The 18,626-nt window shown below is 43.4% G+C and carries 14 protein-coding genes and 1 tRNA gene; 5 read left to right on the forward strand and 10 right to left on the reverse strand.

Annotation, left to right across the window (positions count from 1 at the left end; all coding sequences use genetic code 11):
- The first annotated feature begins 57 nt into the window (after positions 1 to 57).
- Positions 58 to 1,440 (forward strand): hydroxymethylglutaryl-CoA reductase, degradative, encoded by a 1,383-nt coding sequence (locus HXT38_RS04380; protein WP_410295664.1) that lies wholly within the window; start codon positions 58 to 60, stop codon positions 1,438 to 1,440.
- A 35-nt stretch (positions 1,441 to 1,475) separates the two neighbouring features.
- A complete protein-coding gene (locus HXT38_RS04385) occupies positions 1,476 to 2,747 on the forward strand; it encodes a hydroxymethylglutaryl-CoA synthase (RefSeq protein ID WP_410299475.1) in 1,272 nt (423 codons plus the stop codon).
- A gap of 412 nt (positions 2,748 to 3,159) precedes the next feature.
- Here HXT38_RS04385 and HXT38_RS04390 read toward each other — a convergent pair.
- Positions 3,160 to 3,244 (reverse strand) — tRNA-Ser (locus HXT38_RS04390).
- Between the two features lie 196 nt (positions 3,245 to 3,440).
- On the reverse strand, positions 3,441 to 4,727 hold the full coding sequence (serS, locus tag HXT38_RS04395) for a serine--tRNA ligase (RefSeq protein WP_004574030.1): 1,287 nt from the start codon (positions 4,725 to 4,727) through the stop codon (positions 3,441 to 3,443).
- Positions 4,728 to 4,834: 107 nt separating this feature from the next.
- Here serS and trxA point away from each other — a divergent pair, with 107 nt between their 5' ends.
- The 3 genes from trxA (at position 4,835) to HXT38_RS04410 (ending at position 8,055) form a co-directional block, all read left to right on the forward strand.
- Positions 4,835 to 5,176, forward strand: a complete 342-nt coding sequence (trxA, locus tag HXT38_RS04400) for a thioredoxin (RefSeq protein ID WP_004110313.1) — start codon at positions 4,835 to 4,837, stop codon at positions 5,174 to 5,176.
- Between the two features lie 133 nt (positions 5,177 to 5,309).
- Positions 5,310 to 6,296, forward strand: coding sequence for a G5 domain-containing protein (locus tag HXT38_RS04405; RefSeq protein WP_410295666.1), 987 nt, complete (start codon positions 5,310 to 5,312; stop codon positions 6,294 to 6,296).
- 163 nt (positions 6,297 to 6,459) lie between these two features.
- Positions 6,460 to 8,055 carry an MDR family MFS transporter gene (locus HXT38_RS04410; protein ID WP_410295667.1) on the forward strand — a complete coding sequence of 532 codons (1,596 nt, stop codon included), beginning with the start codon at positions 6,460 to 6,462 and terminating at the stop codon, positions 8,053 to 8,055.
- 56 nt (positions 8,056 to 8,111) lie between these two features.
- Here the strand turns inward: HXT38_RS04410 and HXT38_RS04415 are convergent, their stop codons facing one another.
- The 8 genes from HXT38_RS04415 to HXT38_RS04450 all read right to left on the reverse strand — a co-directional run bounded on the left by HXT38_RS04415 (position 8,112) and on the right by HXT38_RS04450 (position 18,394).
- Complete coding sequence (locus tag HXT38_RS04415; RefSeq protein WP_004105308.1) at positions 8,112 to 8,822, reverse strand: HNH endonuclease family protein; 711 nt, start codon at positions 8,820 to 8,822, stop codon at positions 8,112 to 8,114.
- 51 nt (positions 8,823 to 8,873) lie between these two features.
- Complete coding sequence (locus HXT38_RS04420) at positions 8,874 to 11,438, reverse strand: ABC transporter (protein ID WP_410295668.1); 2,565 nt, start codon at positions 11,436 to 11,438, stop codon at positions 8,874 to 8,876.
- Positions 11,439 to 11,707: 269 nt separating this feature from the next.
- Complete coding sequence (locus tag HXT38_RS04425; RefSeq protein ID WP_004105321.1) at positions 11,708 to 12,811, reverse strand: LacI family DNA-binding transcriptional regulator; 1,104 nt, start codon at positions 12,809 to 12,811, stop codon at positions 11,708 to 11,710.
- Between the two features lie 12 nt (positions 12,812 to 12,823).
- Positions 12,824 to 13,567, reverse strand: coding sequence for a ribonuclease HII (locus HXT38_RS04430; protein ID WP_410295669.1), 744 nt, complete (start codon positions 13,565 to 13,567; stop codon positions 12,824 to 12,826).
- 65 nt (positions 13,568 to 13,632) lie between these two features.
- On the reverse strand, positions 13,633 to 14,421 hold the full coding sequence (gene lepB, locus HXT38_RS04435) for a signal peptidase I (protein WP_004105326.1): 789 nt from the start codon (positions 14,419 to 14,421) through the stop codon (positions 13,633 to 13,635).
- Positions 14,422 to 14,449: 28 nt separating this feature from the next.
- Positions 14,450 to 14,815, reverse strand: a complete 366-nt coding sequence (gene rplS, locus HXT38_RS04440; protein WP_004105329.1) for a 50S ribosomal protein L19 — start codon at positions 14,813 to 14,815, stop codon at positions 14,450 to 14,452.
- A 246-nt stretch (positions 14,816 to 15,061) separates the two neighbouring features.
- The gene (locus tag HXT38_RS04445; protein WP_032842404.1) at positions 15,062 to 16,576 is read right to left on the reverse strand and encodes a nitrate/sulfonate/bicarbonate ABC transporter ATP-binding protein; all 1,515 of its coding nucleotides are present in this window, start codon (positions 16,574 to 16,576) and stop codon (positions 15,062 to 15,064) included.
- A 69-nt stretch (positions 16,577 to 16,645) separates the two neighbouring features.
- On the reverse strand, positions 16,646 to 18,394 hold the full coding sequence (locus HXT38_RS04450; protein ID WP_004574036.1) for an ABC transporter permease: 1,749 nt from the start codon (positions 18,392 to 18,394) through the stop codon (positions 16,646 to 16,648).
- Between the last annotated feature and the right edge of the window lie 232 nt (positions 18,395 to 18,626).

Below are 18,626 nucleotides of genomic sequence, written 5' to 3' on the forward strand. Positions count from 1 at the left end.
GTCAGAATGCGAAGCGATCAGAAGCATTCGTAGTCTACAAATCATGAGGTGATTTCGATGACTGCTTTTCGCGAATTAAGCGTGGAAAATCGCATAAAAACCTTGCAAAATGAGGGCGCAATTAACGATGCTGATGCAACATTTTTGCTTAAACAGTTTGCGGAAAGTTCTGATACTACAATTCCTGCAGACGTTGCAAATCATATGATTGAGCATCAAATTGGAAAGTATACGCTGCCGGTTGGCGTTGTGCGTGGGCTGATTGTGAACGGCGAAGTGCGGGACGTGCTGGTTGCAACCGAAGAGCCGTCCGTGATTGCAGCTGCGTGCAATGGGGCGCGGATTGCGGCGGAGACTGGCGCTGGATTTGACGCGGCGACTGACGTTGGATTTGACGCGGCGACTGACGTTGGATACGGAATTATTGCGCGTTCCCCACAATACGTGACTACAGCGCAAATAGCTTTTGAGGACGCAGACGGGAGCGTGGCGGCGCAATTGCGCAGAATCGTTGAAGATAAAGAAAAGGTTGCAGAGCTGTTGCTCATTGCAAACGAGTCACACCCATCAATGAGTAAAAGGGGTGGCGGCGCGCGAAAATGCCGCGCTTCAGCTTTGCACGGCTTCGCAAAGCTCGAGATTGACGTAGACACATGCGACGCAATGGGCGCCAACACAGTAAACACTATGGGCGAAGCCGTCAAAGCCCAGCTGGAGAGCTGGCTCGGCGTGCAGGCGCTAGTGGCAATACTCACAAACACCAGCCGCGTTGCCACCACAGCAGAAGTGCATATACCGGTTGAAGCACTGGCATCCAGGCGGCTGGAAGACTCTGAGCGAGAGAGCGAAGGAAAACGCCTTGCGCGCCGAATCGCGGCATTGAGCGCGCTTGCCGCCAGCGACCCTGCGCGCGCCGCCACGCACAACAAAGGAATCCTAAACGGAATCGCAGGAGCCGCGCTCGCGTCAGGAAATGATACGCGAGCGCTAGAATCGGCAGCACACGCGTGGGCGGCGCGCTCCGGTCGCTACCTACCACTGTCAAAGTGGAACACCGAAACTTTAAACGGAAAAACCATACTCCATGGCAGTATTGAAATTCCGCTACAGATCGGCATTGTTGGCGGCTCAATCTCATCGCTTCCAATGGCAAAACTCGCGATCAAAATCGGTAATTACAAAAACGCAAACGACTTTAGAAACACGCTTGCCGCGCTCGGTTTGGTGCAAAATCTTGCAGCTCTTCGCGCACTAGCAGGCCCTGGAATTCAAGCAGGTCATATGGCATTACAGTCTTCAAACCTAGCAATTGCAGCAGGTGCCAAAGGTGCGGAAATCACGGAAATCGCGCATGATATTTTGCAACTTAGCCCTGCAGAAAGAACTACAGAAAAAGTTACGCAATTACTTCAAAAGTTACGAGAATCAAGTAAAAATTAAGAAAAATTAAGAAAAATTTAGGAATTTTAGGACAAATGAACACACAAAATACCGAAACATCAGCAACCACAACCTCCGCAACCACTCCCCTTGCCGTCGGCATCGACCGCATCTCCTTCGCAACGCCGCACTATTACCTAAACCTCGAAGAACTGGCGGAACACCGCGGAATCGACCCTAACAAATTCACAATCGGAATCGGTCAAAGCGAACAATCTGTGCCACCAAATCACCAAGACATCGTCACTCTCGCCGCGCAAGCTGCGCTCCCACTGCTACCCCACATCGATAGCAATCGCCTCAAAATGCTAATCGTCGGCACAGAAAGCGGCGTCGACGCAAGTAAATCGAGTGCTCTGTACGTTCAAAATCTGCTAAAACTCACGCCGTGGGTGCGCTCTATTGAAGTAAAAGAAGCTTGCTACGGCGGCACCGCGGCTTTGATGATGGCATGTGACTACGTGCGCGCGCACGCCGAAAAAAATCCGCAAGTGCTTGTTATTGCAGCCGATATTGCGCGCTACGGTCTTGCTACACCTGGCGAAGTAACGCAGGGAGCAGGGGCTGTAGCAATGCTTGTGAGCGCGAATCCGCACGTGCTTAAAATTAACGACGATAGCGTTGTGAAATCCGCTGATATTCAGGACTTTTGGCGACCTGTTTACCAAGACACTGCGCTTGCTCGCGGAAAGTTTTCGACTGAGCAGTACATACAATTTTTCTACGATGTGTGGCAAAAGTATTGTGCGCAAAACGGTTGTAATTTCAACGATTTTGCCGGATTGTGCTTCCACTTGCCGTATACGAAAATGGGTTTGAAGGCGCTTAAGGCTGCGATGGATTCTTGCGATAATAGCAACCTAAGCGAGTCGTCGCGCAATCGCTTACTTTCGCGCTATGAAACCAGCACGAAGTACAGCCGTCGCGTAGGCAACATCTATACGGGTTCCCTGTATTTGGGATTGCTGTCTTTACTTGAGTTAGACGAATTTACTTGCGAAAATAGTAATCTTACTGCACTTAAAAGCGGCGATAAGATTGGGCTATTTTCTTACGGCTCCGGCGCTGTTGGTGAATTTTTCAGCGGCACGATTGCGCCAGGATTTAGAAATGCGCTGTTTGCGCGCGAGCATGCGGATATGCTTGATTCGCGCGTGCGTTTAAGCGTTGCTGATTACGAGGAGATGTTTGAAAGCGTTGCGCCTTACGCTCCGGAAGATTTCGAAAGCAGCACGTCTTGCCGCGAAGGTGCGAACTTCTTCCTTGACGCAATCACTTCTCAAGAGCGTCATTATTCCGCGCGCTAAAATCGAGCGAGCGCACGTTTTGATCGGATTCTCGCGCGCAACCGACCTTTTCTTTACACCCACGTAAAGTTTCTGCCGTTTTTTGGTGCGTAGGCGGCATAAACTGTGCGCTGCTGTAAAGTTTCTGCCGTTATTCCGCGCACAACCGACCGTTTCTTTACACCGCTGTAAAGTTTCTGCCGCAATTTGCTAATTTCCCGAGCTCGGCGAATTAAAAAAGCTTCAAGCGCGAAATGCAGCAACACAAACCTGACACACTACGTTAAACACACTAGCCCACACTTTCTGCGTCTTTATTGACGCAGAAAGACCTCGCTTGCGTTGGAAGCACACTGTGCTTCCAACCCTGAGCAAGCTCGGCGAATTAAAAAAGCCTAAAGCAATTTCACATGCTTTAGGCTTAGTTAATTCGCGGATGAGGCGAGATTCGAACTCGCGGTAGGTTTCCCTACAACGGTTTTCAAGACCGTCTCCTTAGACCGCTCGGACACCCATCCATTTGCGCGCGAAAGCAATCAAATTGCCGCTTTTAACGCACAAGTGGTAAGCATATCATCACGTATAGAACGCAACACACAACACCCAGATTCAAAAAACTTATCAACTAAAAAACAAAGCCCAGGTAATTTCCCGGGCTTTGTAGTTAATTAAACGATTTTTTGAAACAAACGCCGTGTTTGTGCACGAGCAAACTCACGCTTCCCACTTAGTTGGCTCAATGACTTCCTTGCCACCCATATAAGCCTGCATAGCCTTCGGAATATCAATCGAACCATCCTCATGCTGATGATTTTCCAAAATAGCCACAAGCCAGCGAGTAGTAGCCAAAGTGCCGTTAAGCGTACTAACTGGACGAGTTCCACCATCTTCCATACGTTCACGCACATTCAAGCGGCGAGCCTGATACTCAGTGCAGTTAGAAGTAGAAGTAAGCTCACGGTAACGTCCTTGCGTTGGAACCCAAGCTTCGCAATCAAACTTACGAGCGGCAGAAGAACCAAGGTCACCTGCAGCAGTATCAATAATGCGGTAAGGCACTTCTACCTTAGCAAGCATTTCTTGCTCCATGCCTAGCAACTTCTGATGCTCAGCGCGAGAATCTTCCTGCTTGCAATAAACGAACATCTCAACTTTATCAAACTGATGCACGCGAATAATACCAGAAGTATCCTTTCCGGCAGCACCAGCCTCACGACGGTAGCAGCTCGACCAACCGCAATAACGCAAAGCACCATTGCTTAAGTCAAGAATCTCATCCTCATGCATACCAGCCAAAGCAACTTCGGAAGTACCGACCAAATACTGATCATCTGGCTCGCGCAAACGGTAAATCTCGTCCGCATGAGAATTCAAGAAGCCAGTTCCGCGCATTACTTCCGGGCGCACAAGCGTTGGCGTAATCGCAAGCGTAAAACCGTGCTCTTCGGCTTGATCAACAGCCATAGTAAGCATTGCGATTTGCAGGCGAGCCACAGCACCGCGCAAGAAGTAGAAGCGAGATCCTGCAACCTTCACGCCGCGACGCATATCAATTCCAGCAACTCCAGTTCCAAGAGTCAAATGATCCTTTGGCTCGAAACCTTCTGCCGCAAAATCGCGAGGTGTGCCAACCTTCTTAACTACAACATAATCGTCTTCTCCGCCTTCTGGAGCTTCATCTTCAACGATGTTAGAAAGCTTCCACATTGCTGTAGTGTAGTCTGCAGTAGCTTTTTCGGATTCAGCTTTGTATTCTGCAACCTTCGACGCTAATTCTTTAGTTTCAGCAATAAGCGCAACCTTTTCCTCCGCGCTAGCTGTTGCAACCTTCTTACCAATAGCTTTTTGCTCAGCGCGAGCCTCTTCAAAAGCCTTAAGAGCAGTACGACGCAAGTCATCGTTGTGCAATACTTCATCGACGAGCTCAACGGATTCACCGCGCTTGCGCTGCGATTCCTTAACTACGTCGGCATGTTCACGAATAAATTGGATATCAAGCATGACTCCTAGCCTAGTGCCGCAAGACGACAGATAAGCGCACTATCGACAACATTTATGCAAGGCGGCACGTACAATAAAGCAAATACGCAAAATATTGAGGGAGTAATATGGCAGCAATACATGCTACTACAGAAAATTTTGAGAAGATTGCTTCGACAAATGAAATAGTTGTTGTCGATTTTTGGGCAACGTGGTGCGGTCCATGCAGGTCTTTTGGTCCTATTTTTGAGAAGGTCAGTGAAAAATATCCCGAAATTCCTTTCGTAAAAGTTGATATTGACAAAAGCAACGAGATTGCTGCAGCTGCTCAAATCCAAGCTGTTCCAACAGTAATGGTTATTAAGCGCGGCGAAGTTATTTATAGACAAGCTGGAGCATTACTAGCTTCTGATTTGGAAGATTTGGTTGAACAAGCTAAATCTTACGAATCTAATGATTCTGAATCCTGATTTATAGACTATGCCACGAGATATAATACGTGAGGTTTTGCATATACGTTTTGCACATACATTTTAGTTTTATTAGTCTACGTTGCGAGCGTTTGCAAGTATCAATAGAGTAATTGCAGAAATAAGGAGGGTTATGGCCAGTCACCGTAAGCATACTGTTACGCTTGGTTCACTCAGTTTACGACAGTGGGCTAGAGTTAGCGCGGTTATTTTAGGCTTCATTGCTTTGGTGATACTTGGTTTTGCCTCGCGAGATTTTTACACTTCGTCTAAAGGTCACGCTGTTCAGGTTACTTCTTATTCGGCAACCGATTCTTCGCAAGTTTCTCGTAGTGCTAGCCGTCGCATGTTGCATGATAGCGCAACTTCATATGTTAACGTTGTTATAAATGGTCATCATCGTACTATTTTGGGCAATAATTTCACTGATGTAAAATCCGTTCTTGATGCCGGAGATATCACTCTTGAGCCACACGATGTTGTTACTCCATCTCTTACAACTAAAGTTAGCGAATCAACTGTTATTACTATTAATCGTGCAGGCGCAAAATTAGAAAATTCCGACGACCCAATCGCGTTTAACGTCGTTAAGAAGGAAACTGCTGCACTTCCAAAAGGTACTGAGAAGGTGCAAAGTGAAGGCGTTAACGGCGTAATGGAAACAGCAAAAATAGTTACTCGAACTAAGGGAAAAATAGTTTCCTCTAATATTTTTGCTTCTTATGTTAAAAAAGCTCCAAAAGATAAGGTTATTCTTGTTGGAACTGGCGGTTCTTCTGCCGGACTTGGCTTAGCTGCTTCTATCGGCACGACTGTTCCTGCTGGCGAGATGCAACAATGGGCTCACGATTGGCTTATTTCTAACGGTTATAGTGAAGCTGATTTTACTGCAACAGTATTTATTATTTCTCATGAATCTGGCTGGCGCGTAAACGCAATGAATCCTTCTGGAGCTTACGGTTTACCTCAAGCTTTGCCAGGCGGAAAAATGGCTTCTGCCGGAGCTGATTGGGCTACTAACTATCAAACTCAGCTCCGCTGGTTCTGGAATTATTGCAATGGTCGTTATGGCTCCATTCAAGGCGCTTACAATCATTGGCTTTCCTACCACAGCTACTGATTAGAATCAGTCTAGATATTATTGTTTTGCGCAAATTAAGTCTTACAATTTTTCGTTGTAATAGATAAGAGAATAGACTTAAGTCGATTGACTTTTGCCACCTATGCTTAAAAATATGCTTAAGAAAAACTACGTTTAAGAATAAAAAGGATGTTTTATTTTGATGCACTCAACATGGCTGTCTAATAAAAGCCAAAATCTCAGCCATGCGCTAACAGGCGAAGAAGCATACAATAACAATCGTCTTACACGTCCTGCTTTAATTTCTCTTGCTATTCTTACGTTTATTACATTTATTGGCAATTTCGCACAATTACAACTTACTGCAGCATTGCCAACAATAGTTCAAGAATTTGGCATAAGCGTCACAACTGGTCAGTGGCTTACTTCTATTTTCCAGCTGATTATGGCAATTATGGTTCCACTTACAGCATTTTTAACAAGACGCTTTTCTACTCGCCAAATTGTTATTACTTCCATGTCGCTTTTTACTTTTGGATCCGTACTTGCATGGCTTAGTAGCGACTTTATGATGGCACTTGTTGGCAGAACTCTTGAAGCTATTGGCACTGGCGTAATGTGGCCTGTTTTACAAATTACCGTATTCTCCGTCTACCCTGTTACTCGCAGAGGTGTGGCAATGGGAAGCGTTGGCATGGCTATGAGTATTGCTCCAGCAATCGGTCCTACTATTGGCGGTTTGCAAACTGATATTAATGGATGGCGTTCTATTTTCTGCTCTCTTACTATTATCGGAGCGCTATCCGTCGTTTTAGCAGTATTTTTCTTGCATAATTTTGGAGAACATGATCTTAACGCGCATGCTGATTTCTTCTCGGTTGGTCTTTCGGTTATCGGCTTCGGCGGACTCATGTTTGGATTCACTAATATTGAAGGATGCGGAGTTTCCCACCCATTATCTTGGGCTCCTATGATTATTGGTGCTTTTGGAATTGCTTGGTTTGTTATAAGGCAGTTGCGAGCGCAAAAACGCGGTCACACTCCTCTTCTTGGTCTTAATGTGCTTAAAAACCGCTACTTTATGGTAGGTACTATTTGCGCTTGCCTTACATTTTTTGCTTTCAGCTCAATTATGGTGCTTATTCCGCTTTATATTCAGTCTGATCGTGGTTTTTCAGCAACTATGAGCGGCTTAATTCTGCTTCCTGGAGCGTTCGGCATGGCTATTTCGCAGTATTTTGGTGGTCGTATGCTAGATCGCTTTGGAGTGCGCCCAGTTGCTATGGCAGGCTCTATTATTCTGTTTTTTGGCACTGTAATGATGAGTCTTATTGACATGGATACGTGGATTTGGTGGATTTCCATTTGGCAGTTTACTCGCCAAATTGGCATGGGATTCTTGCTTATGCCAATAACTACGTGGTCACTTAATTGTTTGCGTAAGGAAGAGCTTGGCGACGGTTCGGCTGTAACTAATACTATGCGTCAGCTTTGGGGCGCTATTGGAGCACCTGTTTTAGTAGTTACAATGACAGTATTGACAACTCTTCACCATTCTGGCACAGGTCACGCTGCCGATGTTGCTGCTAGTATTTTTGGAGTTCAATGGACTTTGCGCATTAGTGCTATTATTACGGGAATTATGGCTCTTATCGTTATTTTTGGAGTCAAGGGCGAAGGCACAGGTTCTGCTCACAATCTTGCGCGTAGAGCTATTGACCGTATGCGCGTTTTGCATATTCCTCATTCAGCAGAGCATCACGACGTAATGCACGATCACACCCATAATCATTACTAAATGCTTATTAAACGCTTACTAAGTCGCTTTTAAGGATACTAGACTGAGCAAAATCCTTACTTTGGCAATTTCTGTGCAGAACAGTTATGCAATACGCTTTCCATACTCTGCTTTTCTTCGCGAGTTACAGTTAAACCATATTTATATTTAACAGCTATTTGCCTAGCAACATATTCGCACCTAAAGGTTTTGTTTGAAGGAAGCCAGTAAGCTGCGGACGCGGAACCTTTTTCTTGATTAGCAGCTCCTTCAACCGCGAGTAGATTCATCATATCGTTGCCAAATTTTAATCGTTTTGCACGATTCCATTTCCATGCTCCAGATTCCCACGCATTTTGTAATGCAACAACATGATCTATTTGAATTAAGGCACTAGTTTTTCGCCCACGCACGAAGTTGATATCTTTGCCAGTATACGGATCATGCAACAAGCCGAAACGCACTTGGCAAGATCCTGCGTACTTGTATTTCACATTTTGTAAATCACGCGCTAAAACATCTTCCCTAACGTCACATCCGTTACCGTCATCGTCAGTAGTACGATATCCAAATACTTGACGCTCGTACCCGTAACGATAAGGCTTAGATATACGCAATTTTTTCAATGCTTGCGCAGCTTCTCCGCTTGCTTCATATTCTCCTGTAATCTTCCCAACGTTACTGTTTATTTTAGGAAGCAACAAGCCAATAACAATCCCACATAAAACAGCAAACAACAGCATCCAAAACAGCGCAAGAAGCTGCCTCTTGTTACAACGATTACGCATGTTCAGTCCCCCAACCCAACTTATGCATATTCTATATTTTTTAAATTAAAGTTAGTTACTGCTCTTAACTCTCATAACAGACGGTATTCTTTGTAAAACAACATCTACAACTTGCTGAATCATAATTACAAGCAAAACCATTGCCATAACAGCATAAACAGTGCTCCATGCTGGAATATTAGCTGGAACTGGATGGATAGTGTGAGAAACCACTAGTGCTGCTACAGAAATGCTAATTAACGATATAGCAAGAACAAGTGCCGACATGCCTCCACTTTTACGAGCCAAACGCATTCTTTGTTGAGAAACTTTATGCATTGAAGTAACCATTCGATTAACGCAATGCTCACCTTGCCTAAATGCAAGTACTTCATCGATACCAAGTTCAATATCACTTACTTCATTCTCAACTTCATGTTGTTCAATGCGCACTTTATTTGCAATATGCTTGGAGCGTATAAGTAAGTATCGAGGAACAATAAACATAATAAACACGCACGAAGCAATAGCTACATAAGACAAATTCGCATCGAAATAGTACAAAACAACCATAAGCGGCACAACTGCAAATATCATTCCAACATTCATGCTGATATGAGCTTTATGCCAACGTTCGTGATGCATATCTACACCTGCAAATGTTGTAACAAGAGTTAATGCACGGACTGCCATACAAGCAACAGCAACAAGCACACACTGTTGCATTACAAAACCAAATATTGGACGTCCTGCAACAGCAAACATTGCTGAAACAATAGCAACAGGAATACATACTGCAGAAACAAGATTGAGAGCAGTACTAAACATTGATATAAAAGCAAAAATAGCACGTTTGAACTTTGAGATTGTTCTCACTTCATAAGTGTAAGCAATACTTGCAATAGAAGAAATATGCTTGTTTTTATTAGGATCTTGCTGAGCTTGCTCAACGTTTTGCGAGTTTCGTGAGTTTTGCGAGTTCTGAGATTCGTTTAATTGATTTAGTTGCGTAATATTTTTAGAACTATCATTAGCAACATGACGATACGATTCTACAGTTGCTATTTCATCAGTTGCGCTAATTCCAGCATCATTTGGCATTAACACTATTACATTCGCATAACGCGCTATGCGACGCAATATTTTAACAATTTCTTCAGCTTCATGATTGCTAATATCACATTGGGAATAATCAAAAACGTACACTTTAGTGTGTCTTAAAATTGCTCTAGCAAGAATAACACGACGCTTTAAATCTTCAGAATTATAGGATGCTTCAGGATTATTAAAAAGTCTATCTATTGGCATATCTAGACCGTCGTAATCGGCATAAACAACGCCATCTATTCGCACAGCTCGCAATGCATCCCACATCGCAGTAGTCGTAGCTGTTGGAGCAGCCAAAAGTAAGTTTTCTCGCAATGTTGTGGAAAATAGATGACTTCGCTCGCTAACTATAGTAACAATATCTGCTAAAGCTGCAGAACTTGCATCATTCAACGACAAGTAAGATGCACTATCGTTTGCGTCAAATACTTCAGAAACTACAAATGGAGAAACGTCGTCTTCATGAATATCATAACGGTCGCTATAAGAAAGCAATATGTCAGCAGATTTGTTAAAACCTGTACCAGAAAGTATTTTCTCACGCATAACATGATGATATTTACTTGGAATAACTTGCAATTCACCAGATTTTGCAATTATCGATAAACGCTGAGCTTCATTAGTATTCGCATTATTTTCCAAAATATTGCATCGCATACGCAAAGCAATATTGGTTGAGCCATCAGGCAAAGATAATGTTGAACCATCGTCACTAAATGCTATTGGAGCAGGAGAATCAGTAACCATTTTTAACAATGTTTCAACATGATCCAAACCATGAACAGCATGCTTAACTACATGCATATTCTTACCAACAATTCTCAGTGGCTGGACGCTTAACATTAACAAGGGCATTGTTAACAGAGCTGCAGCAAGACCTACACCTTTAACGGAAGATAACCAAACAGTTGCAACAATTGCGAGTCCAGCAATAACATAGGCAAATAACGCACTTACACAACGCCACGATACTGGGCTTAATGCCAACGAGAATATAAGAGAAGCGACATTAAACAATGCAGCTAATGCGCAAATCCCGGCTATAGCAGGGTTAACTGTAAATAGTGCTGCAGAAACAACCACAGGAATAGGAATAGCTGCAATAATTTGTGGAACTAAAGAAGCAACAAAACTTTGTATTGCAAAAATATCTTCATTTACACGCAAAGAAGTAATGTCATGAGAATCTTCAATATCTACAGAACGTAGAGATAACATTGCGTGCAACATTTTAGGGCGCAAACGCATAGCTATTCGCGACTCAATTTCTGCACAAACAGTACACGACCAGTAAAAAACTGCATATTTCAGCAAAATAATAGCAGCTAAAGCAATAATGTAAGACGTAAATTCAACAGAACTCATTAAAGAAGTTCCAGTAGAACGAACAGGTCTTAATACTGGAGACAACATCCCAACGCAAACGTAGACAAAAGCTATGTTTACAAGATAAGAAATCGCAAGACACGCCGACCTTAAAATAACTAGATGCTTAATTCCTGGCACGAACGCAAAGCAGCGATTTATCATCTCCTGATCCTTTTCTTTATTCCATATTTATTCAAAAAACCACACACTCCCAACTGATGTTAAGATTACGCTTCACACACACCATCAACACGCCGGCATCCGCGTAATTATGCTGATTTTAAGCCATTTTGCCAGATATTAGCATTAAGAAAATAAAGTTGTTTCACAACTGTTTCACGCAATATTTAAATAATCAAAAAAATAATTAAAAATACCATTCTTAATTCTATTCTCGATAATTTTTAATGCAATTTTTCACAATCGCAAAATTATCTCAATACGGCACCAATAGAAGAACGCAATTTTAAGCCAGCAGGTATTTGCCCAACTCCATGAGACATATCTGGGAATGCTGGCTCAGGCCCATGATTCATTAATCTCAAAGCTTCACGCACTGCCAACGACCCTAATTGCTGCATATCGAGACTCACAGTTGTAAGAGGTGGGAAAAAATCACTTATTGCCGGAATATCGCCGAAACCAACAACACTAATATCACTCGGAATTTTCAAACCGTGCTCATACAAGGAACGCACAACTCCTACTGCCTGCTCATCGCTTGAAGCAACAATAACAGTCGGCAATGCAATGCCATCTATGCCAAATTTCTCAATCATATGATTCATTCGCGCGTAACTTTCAGAAGACTTCCACGAAGTACATTGCACAATATGCGAATGAATACCTTGAGCAGTTGAAAGTGAACGCCATGCAATGAGTCGCGTTGCAGCACCTCTCCATTGCGAAGGACCTGCTATATAAATGGCATTTCGATGTCCATAATGCGCAATAAGTGACACAATATCGTTCATTGCGCGAGATTGATTAATACCAATCATTGAATACTCAACGTTGCTATGAGAACGCAACATATTCATGCCTTCATGCGCGCTTATTGCACCATGAGTAGCAGTAACGCATACGCACGGCTTAAGAATACGCGTACGACACAGTGACGTAAATATTGCATCTGTTGGAGCGTCAATTATTAATCCGTCGACATTTTGCTCTTCAAAACTCTCGCATAAATCTTGAATATCACTTTGTTCACATAATGTTTCGTTGACCATGCTAATAGAAAGAAAAAGACCACGAGATTTTGCTTGCGCTTCTATAGGAGCAATAATGTTTCGAGATGTTCTATTTTCTGCACCAACGATAAGCCCTAAAGTACGCGATTTCTTAGTTGCTAATGCGCGTGCTGAATTACTCGGATAATACCCAAGCTGCTCAATAACTCGCAGAACTTTAATTCGCGTGCTAGCAGAAACATCAGGAGAATTATTAATAACGCGAGAAACAGTTTGATGACTTACACCAGCAGCGTGCGCAACATCGATCATTGACACGCGTTTTGCTTCATTTTTTGCCATATGCACCCTCGCTTATAAATGCCAAGACAATCTATGCAAATCGCTAGGTCCTACTTTTTTAATGGCATTGCGATGAGCTAAAGAACCGTAACCCTTATTACTTGCCCAATCGTAGGCTGCATATTGCGGATTTTTAGCAAGAGATACCATAAGATTATCCCTAGTAACTTTTGCCAAAACTGCAGCCGCAGCTACGCTCGCGCACTGCCTGTCTGCTTTTACTAAAGTATGAACTTTTACAGGCTCAGGAACATAAGGAGCGTCAAAAGTATTTGCGACTTTGTCAATATAATCGCAAGGTCCATCCAATATTGCGGCAATACGAAAGTTTGAATTCGCACGCGTATTCGCACGCGTATTCGCATTTACGCTAAAACTTAGCTTTTTAATATCTTCTTCAACTTTAGAAATTGCTTTTAATGCAGCGACACCAAGCGCATAGCTAATGCCCCACTCATCAATTTCTGTGTTAGTGCAAGATCCGACTGCCCAAGTTGTACACCATTTTTGCAACGGTTCATAAAGCTCTTCTCGACGCTTTTCGCTCAGCAATTTAGAATCAGCTAAGCCTTCAGGCATATAGTTTTCTTTTACTTGTTTAATTCCAATAACTACAGCTCCTACCATCACAGGACCTGCAAGAGAGCCTCTTCCTACTTCATCAAGACCAATAACCCAATCATAGCCTTCGCAAAGCAGATCTTGCTCATATTTAAATGATGGAACAAGCGGTATATTGGATGATTTATTTGGCATAATTGAAATCAGTTGATATAAGTCGCGCTAATACAATTTCGTTAATACTAATTGCGCTAATACTCTTATTTTGCAGGACGATCAGGCACATTGTTAAAATCATCATGATGTTCGTCTAAAAGACCAATTCGATCAAGCGGCCACGATCTAAACACAGCAACGCCCTCGATTTTGGAAATAGGAACTAAACCGTCATCGCCATCATTGCGATGATATCGTGAATCCGCAGAATTAGAACGATTATCACCCAAAACAAACACGTGACCGGCTTTGACTTTTACTTTAAACGGAAAAGCACTCGGGTCAACACCAGGACGAATATAGGAAGATTCTCGTATTGGAACACCGTTCACAACAATAGGCTGCCCAGCGCCTTTACATTCAACAGTATCTCCAGGCAAACCAATAAGACGCTTAATTAAATCCTTGCCAACAGCACCGGAAGAATTTTCACCACTCAACCAATGTGCAGGATCCTCAAAAACAACAATATCTCCACGTTTTAATGGGAATAAGCGCGGAGTTAGCTTAGTCGTAATAACATAATCGCCAATATGAATAGTATCTAGCATAGAGCCAGAAGGAATTGTGTAAGCTCCAAATAGGAACACACGAATAAGTATCACTACTAATACTGGAATACCGAACCATGTTATAGCATCGCGCAAAGTTAGGCGGTCATTTTTAGCACGCTTAGAATGTGCAAAATGCTTACCTTTTCTATTTTTGCGCTTAAACATGCGAGAGCCGGAAGGTAAATCTCCTTCCGGCTCTGGTGGAACCGGTGAAGGATCTATACCATGACCCGCTACTGAAACGATATGAGTATCGCTAATTTGCGTGTCATCAGTCATAACAAATACCCTTCACATAAGTTCCATTTTACTTAGCAGAGTTATCGCGACGCTCGGCAATACGAGCAGCCTTACCACGCAAAGCGCGCAAGTAGTAAAGCTTAGCGCGACGAACGCGACCGCTACGAACCAGCTTAATCGAATCGATAGCTGGAGAATGAAGTGGGAAACGACGCTCAACACCAGTGCCGAAGCTCACCTTACGAACAACGAAAGTTTCACGCACGCCAGCACCCTTACGAGCAATCACAACGCCGGTGAAAGTCTGAATACGAGTGTTGTTGCCTTCCTGAATCTTAACGTTGACATCAACGGTATCGCCAGGACGGAAAGCTGGAATTTCTTCAGCAGCCTTAAGATGTTTAGCATCAAATGCTTCTACAGCATTTACCATAATATTCCTCCATCGCCGCCGCATATCGACGCATAGTAAGCGTTAGCAACAAATGTGCTACGCAATTCTTTCCCCAAAAAGTTCGCTTTTTAGGGGGCTTCCGATCCGCGCAATCTTAAATAAGAAGCGACTAGACCTAAAAGATAAAAGAACTATGCGGCATCCCTTTATCGAAAGCATACAAATACCAAATTATGCTCAATAATGGACATTATTGAGCATAATTCCGCACTATTCTGCACTATTTCAGCGCACAACTCCATCGAGAGGAGCAGTTTCAACTGTACGAGTCAACTCGTCATCATCAGCGTCATAATCAAACAACTCGCCGTAACGACCCCAGCTAATTGCAATATCAAACTGCTGACGTGCCAAAGCATCCGTGTGCTTACTGCGCAACAAATCCAAAATCAGCTCGCCACGAAGCTTTCCGTTACGATTCCTACTCAAAGCTTGATCAATTGCGTGCACAAGAGGTGCATGTTCAATCGCAAGACGAGCAAAAACTTGCTTACTGTGCAAAATATCGGCATTATGCCACTCTTCACCCTCAGAAGTAATAGTAATATGACCGTTTTCTGCAGTAAGTAAATTAAGCATCGTACCCGCATCGACAAGTGGGAACAAATCATCAATCTCAAACGACAAATCAGCTGCCAAATCAGCCAAATCAATGCCATCTGGGTTTTCAGAAATCACGTCAAGCAAACCAGCCATACCACCTGGTGTAGCGTTTGGAAGCAAATGAACAGCCACAGGCTCTGCCTTTGCCTCACCTGCTTCAGCTTCATCCTCACTTTGCTTATCTTCATCTTCATCGTCATGGTGGCGTTGAATAAGCATATCTGCAATTGCTGCAGCTTCGTTATCTTCAGCATCTTCATTAGTTGCATTATTTGCTTGATCTTGAGAATCAGCATCTTCGGAAGCGTCTTGCTCTGCAGCGCTTTCTGGAGCAGAACCAGTCAAAATAGCATACAGATTATCAACCATCGCTTCAAATTCAGCACTGTGCTTATCTCGAGGACGAGGCAAATCAACATTCACATCAGCAATTAAGTGACCTGGATGAGATCCAAGAACCACAACGCGATCAGCCATTTGCACAGCTTCTTCAATATTGTGCGTCACAATAAGCACAGACTTAATATCTCGCTCCTCGCTAGACCACAGCTTAAGAACTTCCTGACGCAAGTTTTCTGCAGTAAGCACATCGAGAGCAGAGAATGGCTCGTCCATAAACAATGCATCCGGTCGTAGCACCAACGCGCGCGCAATACCAACTCGCTGACGCATACCGCCGGAAAGTTCCTTAGGATATGCTGTTTCAAAGCCGTCCAAACCGATTGCGTCAATTGCAGCTAAAGCAAGCTCAGTACGCTTTTCTTTACTAACGCCTCTAGCACGCAAACCAAGTTCCACATTGTCTTGTACTGTAAGCCACGGCATAAGAGCGAAGGTTTGAAATACGATTGCAACACCTGGGTTTGGACCTGTCAGCTCGCGTCCGCGATACGTTACTGTGCCTTCTGTTGGCTGCACAAGACCAGCCATTGTGCGTAGGAAAGTTGATTTTCCAGCACCAGAACGTCCTAATATTGCTACGATTTCACCTTCGCGAAGGGTGAAAGAAATATCGTGCAAAACGTGCTGAGTAGTGCCACTGTCAGAAGTGAAGCTTTGACTGATGTGCTTTGCGTCGATAATATCGCTTGTAATTGAGGATTGCACTTTTTTTGCATTGCTCTTTAAAGTATTCATAATTTTGCCAATCTTTTTCATAAAATTTTGTTATTTTAAGCGATTTATTAGTAAATTTTATTAGTCGATTTAATTCAATACGTAACGTTTTTCGGAAATACGTTGCATTGGCGACCAGAATAATCGGTTGCTTAAAACAACAATCAAGCTCATAACAGTTACGCCAACTAAAGTGCGCGCAGAATCTCCTAAAGTGGTTGCATTAGTAATATATGCGCCCAAACCCTGAGTTTCCATGTGATTCTTTCCATATTCCACAATCTCAGACACAATCGAAGCATTCCATGCACCGCCTGCAGCTGTAATACCGCCAGTGCACCATGAACCGAAAATAGACGGCAAAATAAGCGTCTTCCATCGCAAAGTACGATCCAAGCGGAAGCTGCGCGTCATTTCACGCAAATCATCAGGGATAGCACTAGCACCTGCAATAACATTGAACAGAATGTACCATTGCGTGCCAAGAGCCATCAAAATAATACTTCCCCAACCAAGATCAATATGCCAAGCCATAAACCAAGCCATAGCAAACGGGAAGATGAAGTTTGCTGGGAAGCTAGCAAGAATTTGCACTATAGGCTGCATAATACGCGAAATCTTAGGATTCATGCCGATTACAACACCAACAGGAACCCAAATAAGCGAGCTTATTAAAATCAACACAGCAACGCGTATAAAAGTGATGCCACCAAGCATGCCTGCAGTAATAAACTCATGCAAACCTGCAGTTGTATACACAAAGTAAAGCATATGGGCAGCGCCAGCAGCCACAATAATTAGCATAATAACGTTAAATACCCAATCACCAAGCTTATGCTGAGCAGCCTTGTGAGGCCACTTGGAGCCTGTGCGACCGAATGGGCGCGTTACTTTTTCAAGCCACTCGCGAATTGGCAAAAACAGTTTACTAATAACTTCATCTGCATGAGAGTGACGAATAAGAGTCAAAATAGCACTGTGACGCTCATTATCAGATGCGCTTTGCGTAATGCGGAAACGCTCAGCCCAAGCTGTAAGCGGTTTCCACAAGAAGAAGTCAAGTGCCAAAACAACAATCACCATCGACACAATAGCCCACCAAATAAGACCAAGCTTATTTTCAGCAGCAGCTTGTGCCACAAAACTACCGATGCCAGGAAGAGCGTAAGTGTGATTATTTACGGAAATCATTTCCGAAGCTGTAAGGAAGAACCATCCGCCTCCAACAGACATCATGCAATTCCAAAGCAGTGGAATCATTGCGTTAGGCATGTCTAGCACCCAGAAACGTTGCCAATGCGTGAGTTGCAAACTACGAACTGCCTCATCCAGTTCCTTTGGCTCGCTGAGCAGCGAACGGTGGAACGAAAAAGTCATATTCCATGCTTGACTCGTAAAAATAGCAAAAATCGAAGCGGCTTCAACACCAAGCATCGATCCAGGGAAAATTACCAACCAAATCGTGACAGTTGCCGAAAGGAAGCCAAGAATTGGAACTGATTGCAAAATATCTAGAAGAGGAATAAGCACCTTGCCAAGCCTACGACTGCGAGCTGCAAGAGAGCCATAAACAATAGTAAAGATAAGAGATGCAACTAATGCGATCAGCATGCGAAATACTGAGCGCAAAGTGTAGTAAGGCAGATTGATTAAGTCCGTGGATACCTTAGATGGTATGCCACTTGGACCAATCGGTTGATTTATGCGCTGAATAAGGAAGGCAGTTACGCCAAAAACGGCAATAATGCCAACGCACACAATAATGTCCGACCAGAAACGAGTGTTCTCGTCGACTTGCGCGCCTGCGCTTTCTTTGCGCGAAGTTGTAAATACGGTCATAATAAAGTCCTCGAATAGGCAATAAGTGGATTCACTTTCGTGTATTTTTTATTTCTATTCATTTATTACGCAGATATCTATTGAGATTTCTATGCGAATTTCTATTTAGATTTTCGTAAATTCTTGCGTAGCCGTATCACCATTGATTACGTTACAGGCGCAAATAACTAGAACTCACGTTTTAACTCCACAAATTATATTTCGTAAATTATACTTCGTAAGTTGTATTTCG

This window comes from Gardnerella sp. DNF01157, assembly GCF_049244225.1.
GTDB classification, from domain to species: domain Bacteria; phylum Actinomycetota; class Actinomycetes; order Actinomycetales; family Bifidobacteriaceae; genus Bifidobacterium; species Bifidobacterium leopoldii.

What these genes read in the sequence shown, in the direction of transcription:
- HXT38_RS04420 (WP_410295668.1), bottom strand. Translation starts at nt 11,438, where the DNA reads ATGATAAATCGCTGCTTTGCGTTCGTGCCAGGAATTAAGCATCTAGTT.
- HXT38_RS04410 (WP_410295667.1), top strand. Translation starts at nt 6,460, where the DNA reads ATGCACTCAACATGGCTGTCTAATAAAAGCCAAAATCTCAGCCATGCG.
- HXT38_RS04385 (WP_410299475.1), top strand. Translation starts at nt 1,476, where the DNA reads ATGAACACACAAAATACCGAAACATCAGCAACCACAACCTCCGCAACC.
- HXT38_RS04405 (WP_410295666.1), top strand. Translation starts at nt 5,310, where the DNA reads ATGGCCAGTCACCGTAAGCATACTGTTACGCTTGGTTCACTCAGTTTA.
- HXT38_RS04415 (WP_004105308.1), bottom strand. Translation starts at nt 8,822, where the DNA reads ATGCGTAATCGTTGTAACAAGAGGCAGCTTCTTGCGCTGTTTTGGATG.
- rplS (WP_004105329.1), bottom strand. Translation starts at nt 14,815, where the DNA reads ATGGTAAATGCTGTAGAAGCATTTGATGCTAAACATCTTAAGGCTGCT.
- serS (WP_004574030.1), bottom strand. Translation starts at nt 4,727, where the DNA reads ATGCTTGATATCCAATTTATTCGTGAACATGCCGACGTAGTTAAGGAA.
- HXT38_RS04450 (WP_004574036.1), bottom strand. Translation starts at nt 18,394, where the DNA reads ATGACCGTATTTACAACTTCGCGCAAAGAAAGCGCAGGCGCGCAAGTC.
- HXT38_RS04445 (WP_032842404.1), bottom strand. Translation starts at nt 16,576, where the DNA reads ATGAATACTTTAAAGAGCAATGCAAAAAAAGTGCAATCCTCAATTACA.
- HXT38_RS04430 (WP_410295669.1), bottom strand. Translation starts at nt 13,567, where the DNA reads ATGCCAAATAAATCATCCAATATACCGCTTGTTCCATCATTTAAATAT.
- trxA (WP_004110313.1), top strand. Translation starts at nt 4,835, where the DNA reads ATGGCAGCAATACATGCTACTACAGAAAATTTTGAGAAGATTGCTTCG.
- HXT38_RS04380 (WP_410295664.1), top strand. Translation starts at nt 58, where the DNA reads ATGACTGCTTTTCGCGAATTAAGCGTGGAAAATCGCATAAAAACCTTG.
- HXT38_RS04425 (WP_004105321.1), bottom strand. Translation starts at nt 12,811, where the DNA reads ATGGCAAAAAATGAAGCAAAACGCGTGTCAATGATCGATGTTGCGCAC.
- lepB (WP_004105326.1), bottom strand. Translation starts at nt 14,421, where the DNA reads ATGACTGATGACACGCAAATTAGCGATACTCATATCGTTTCAGTAGCG.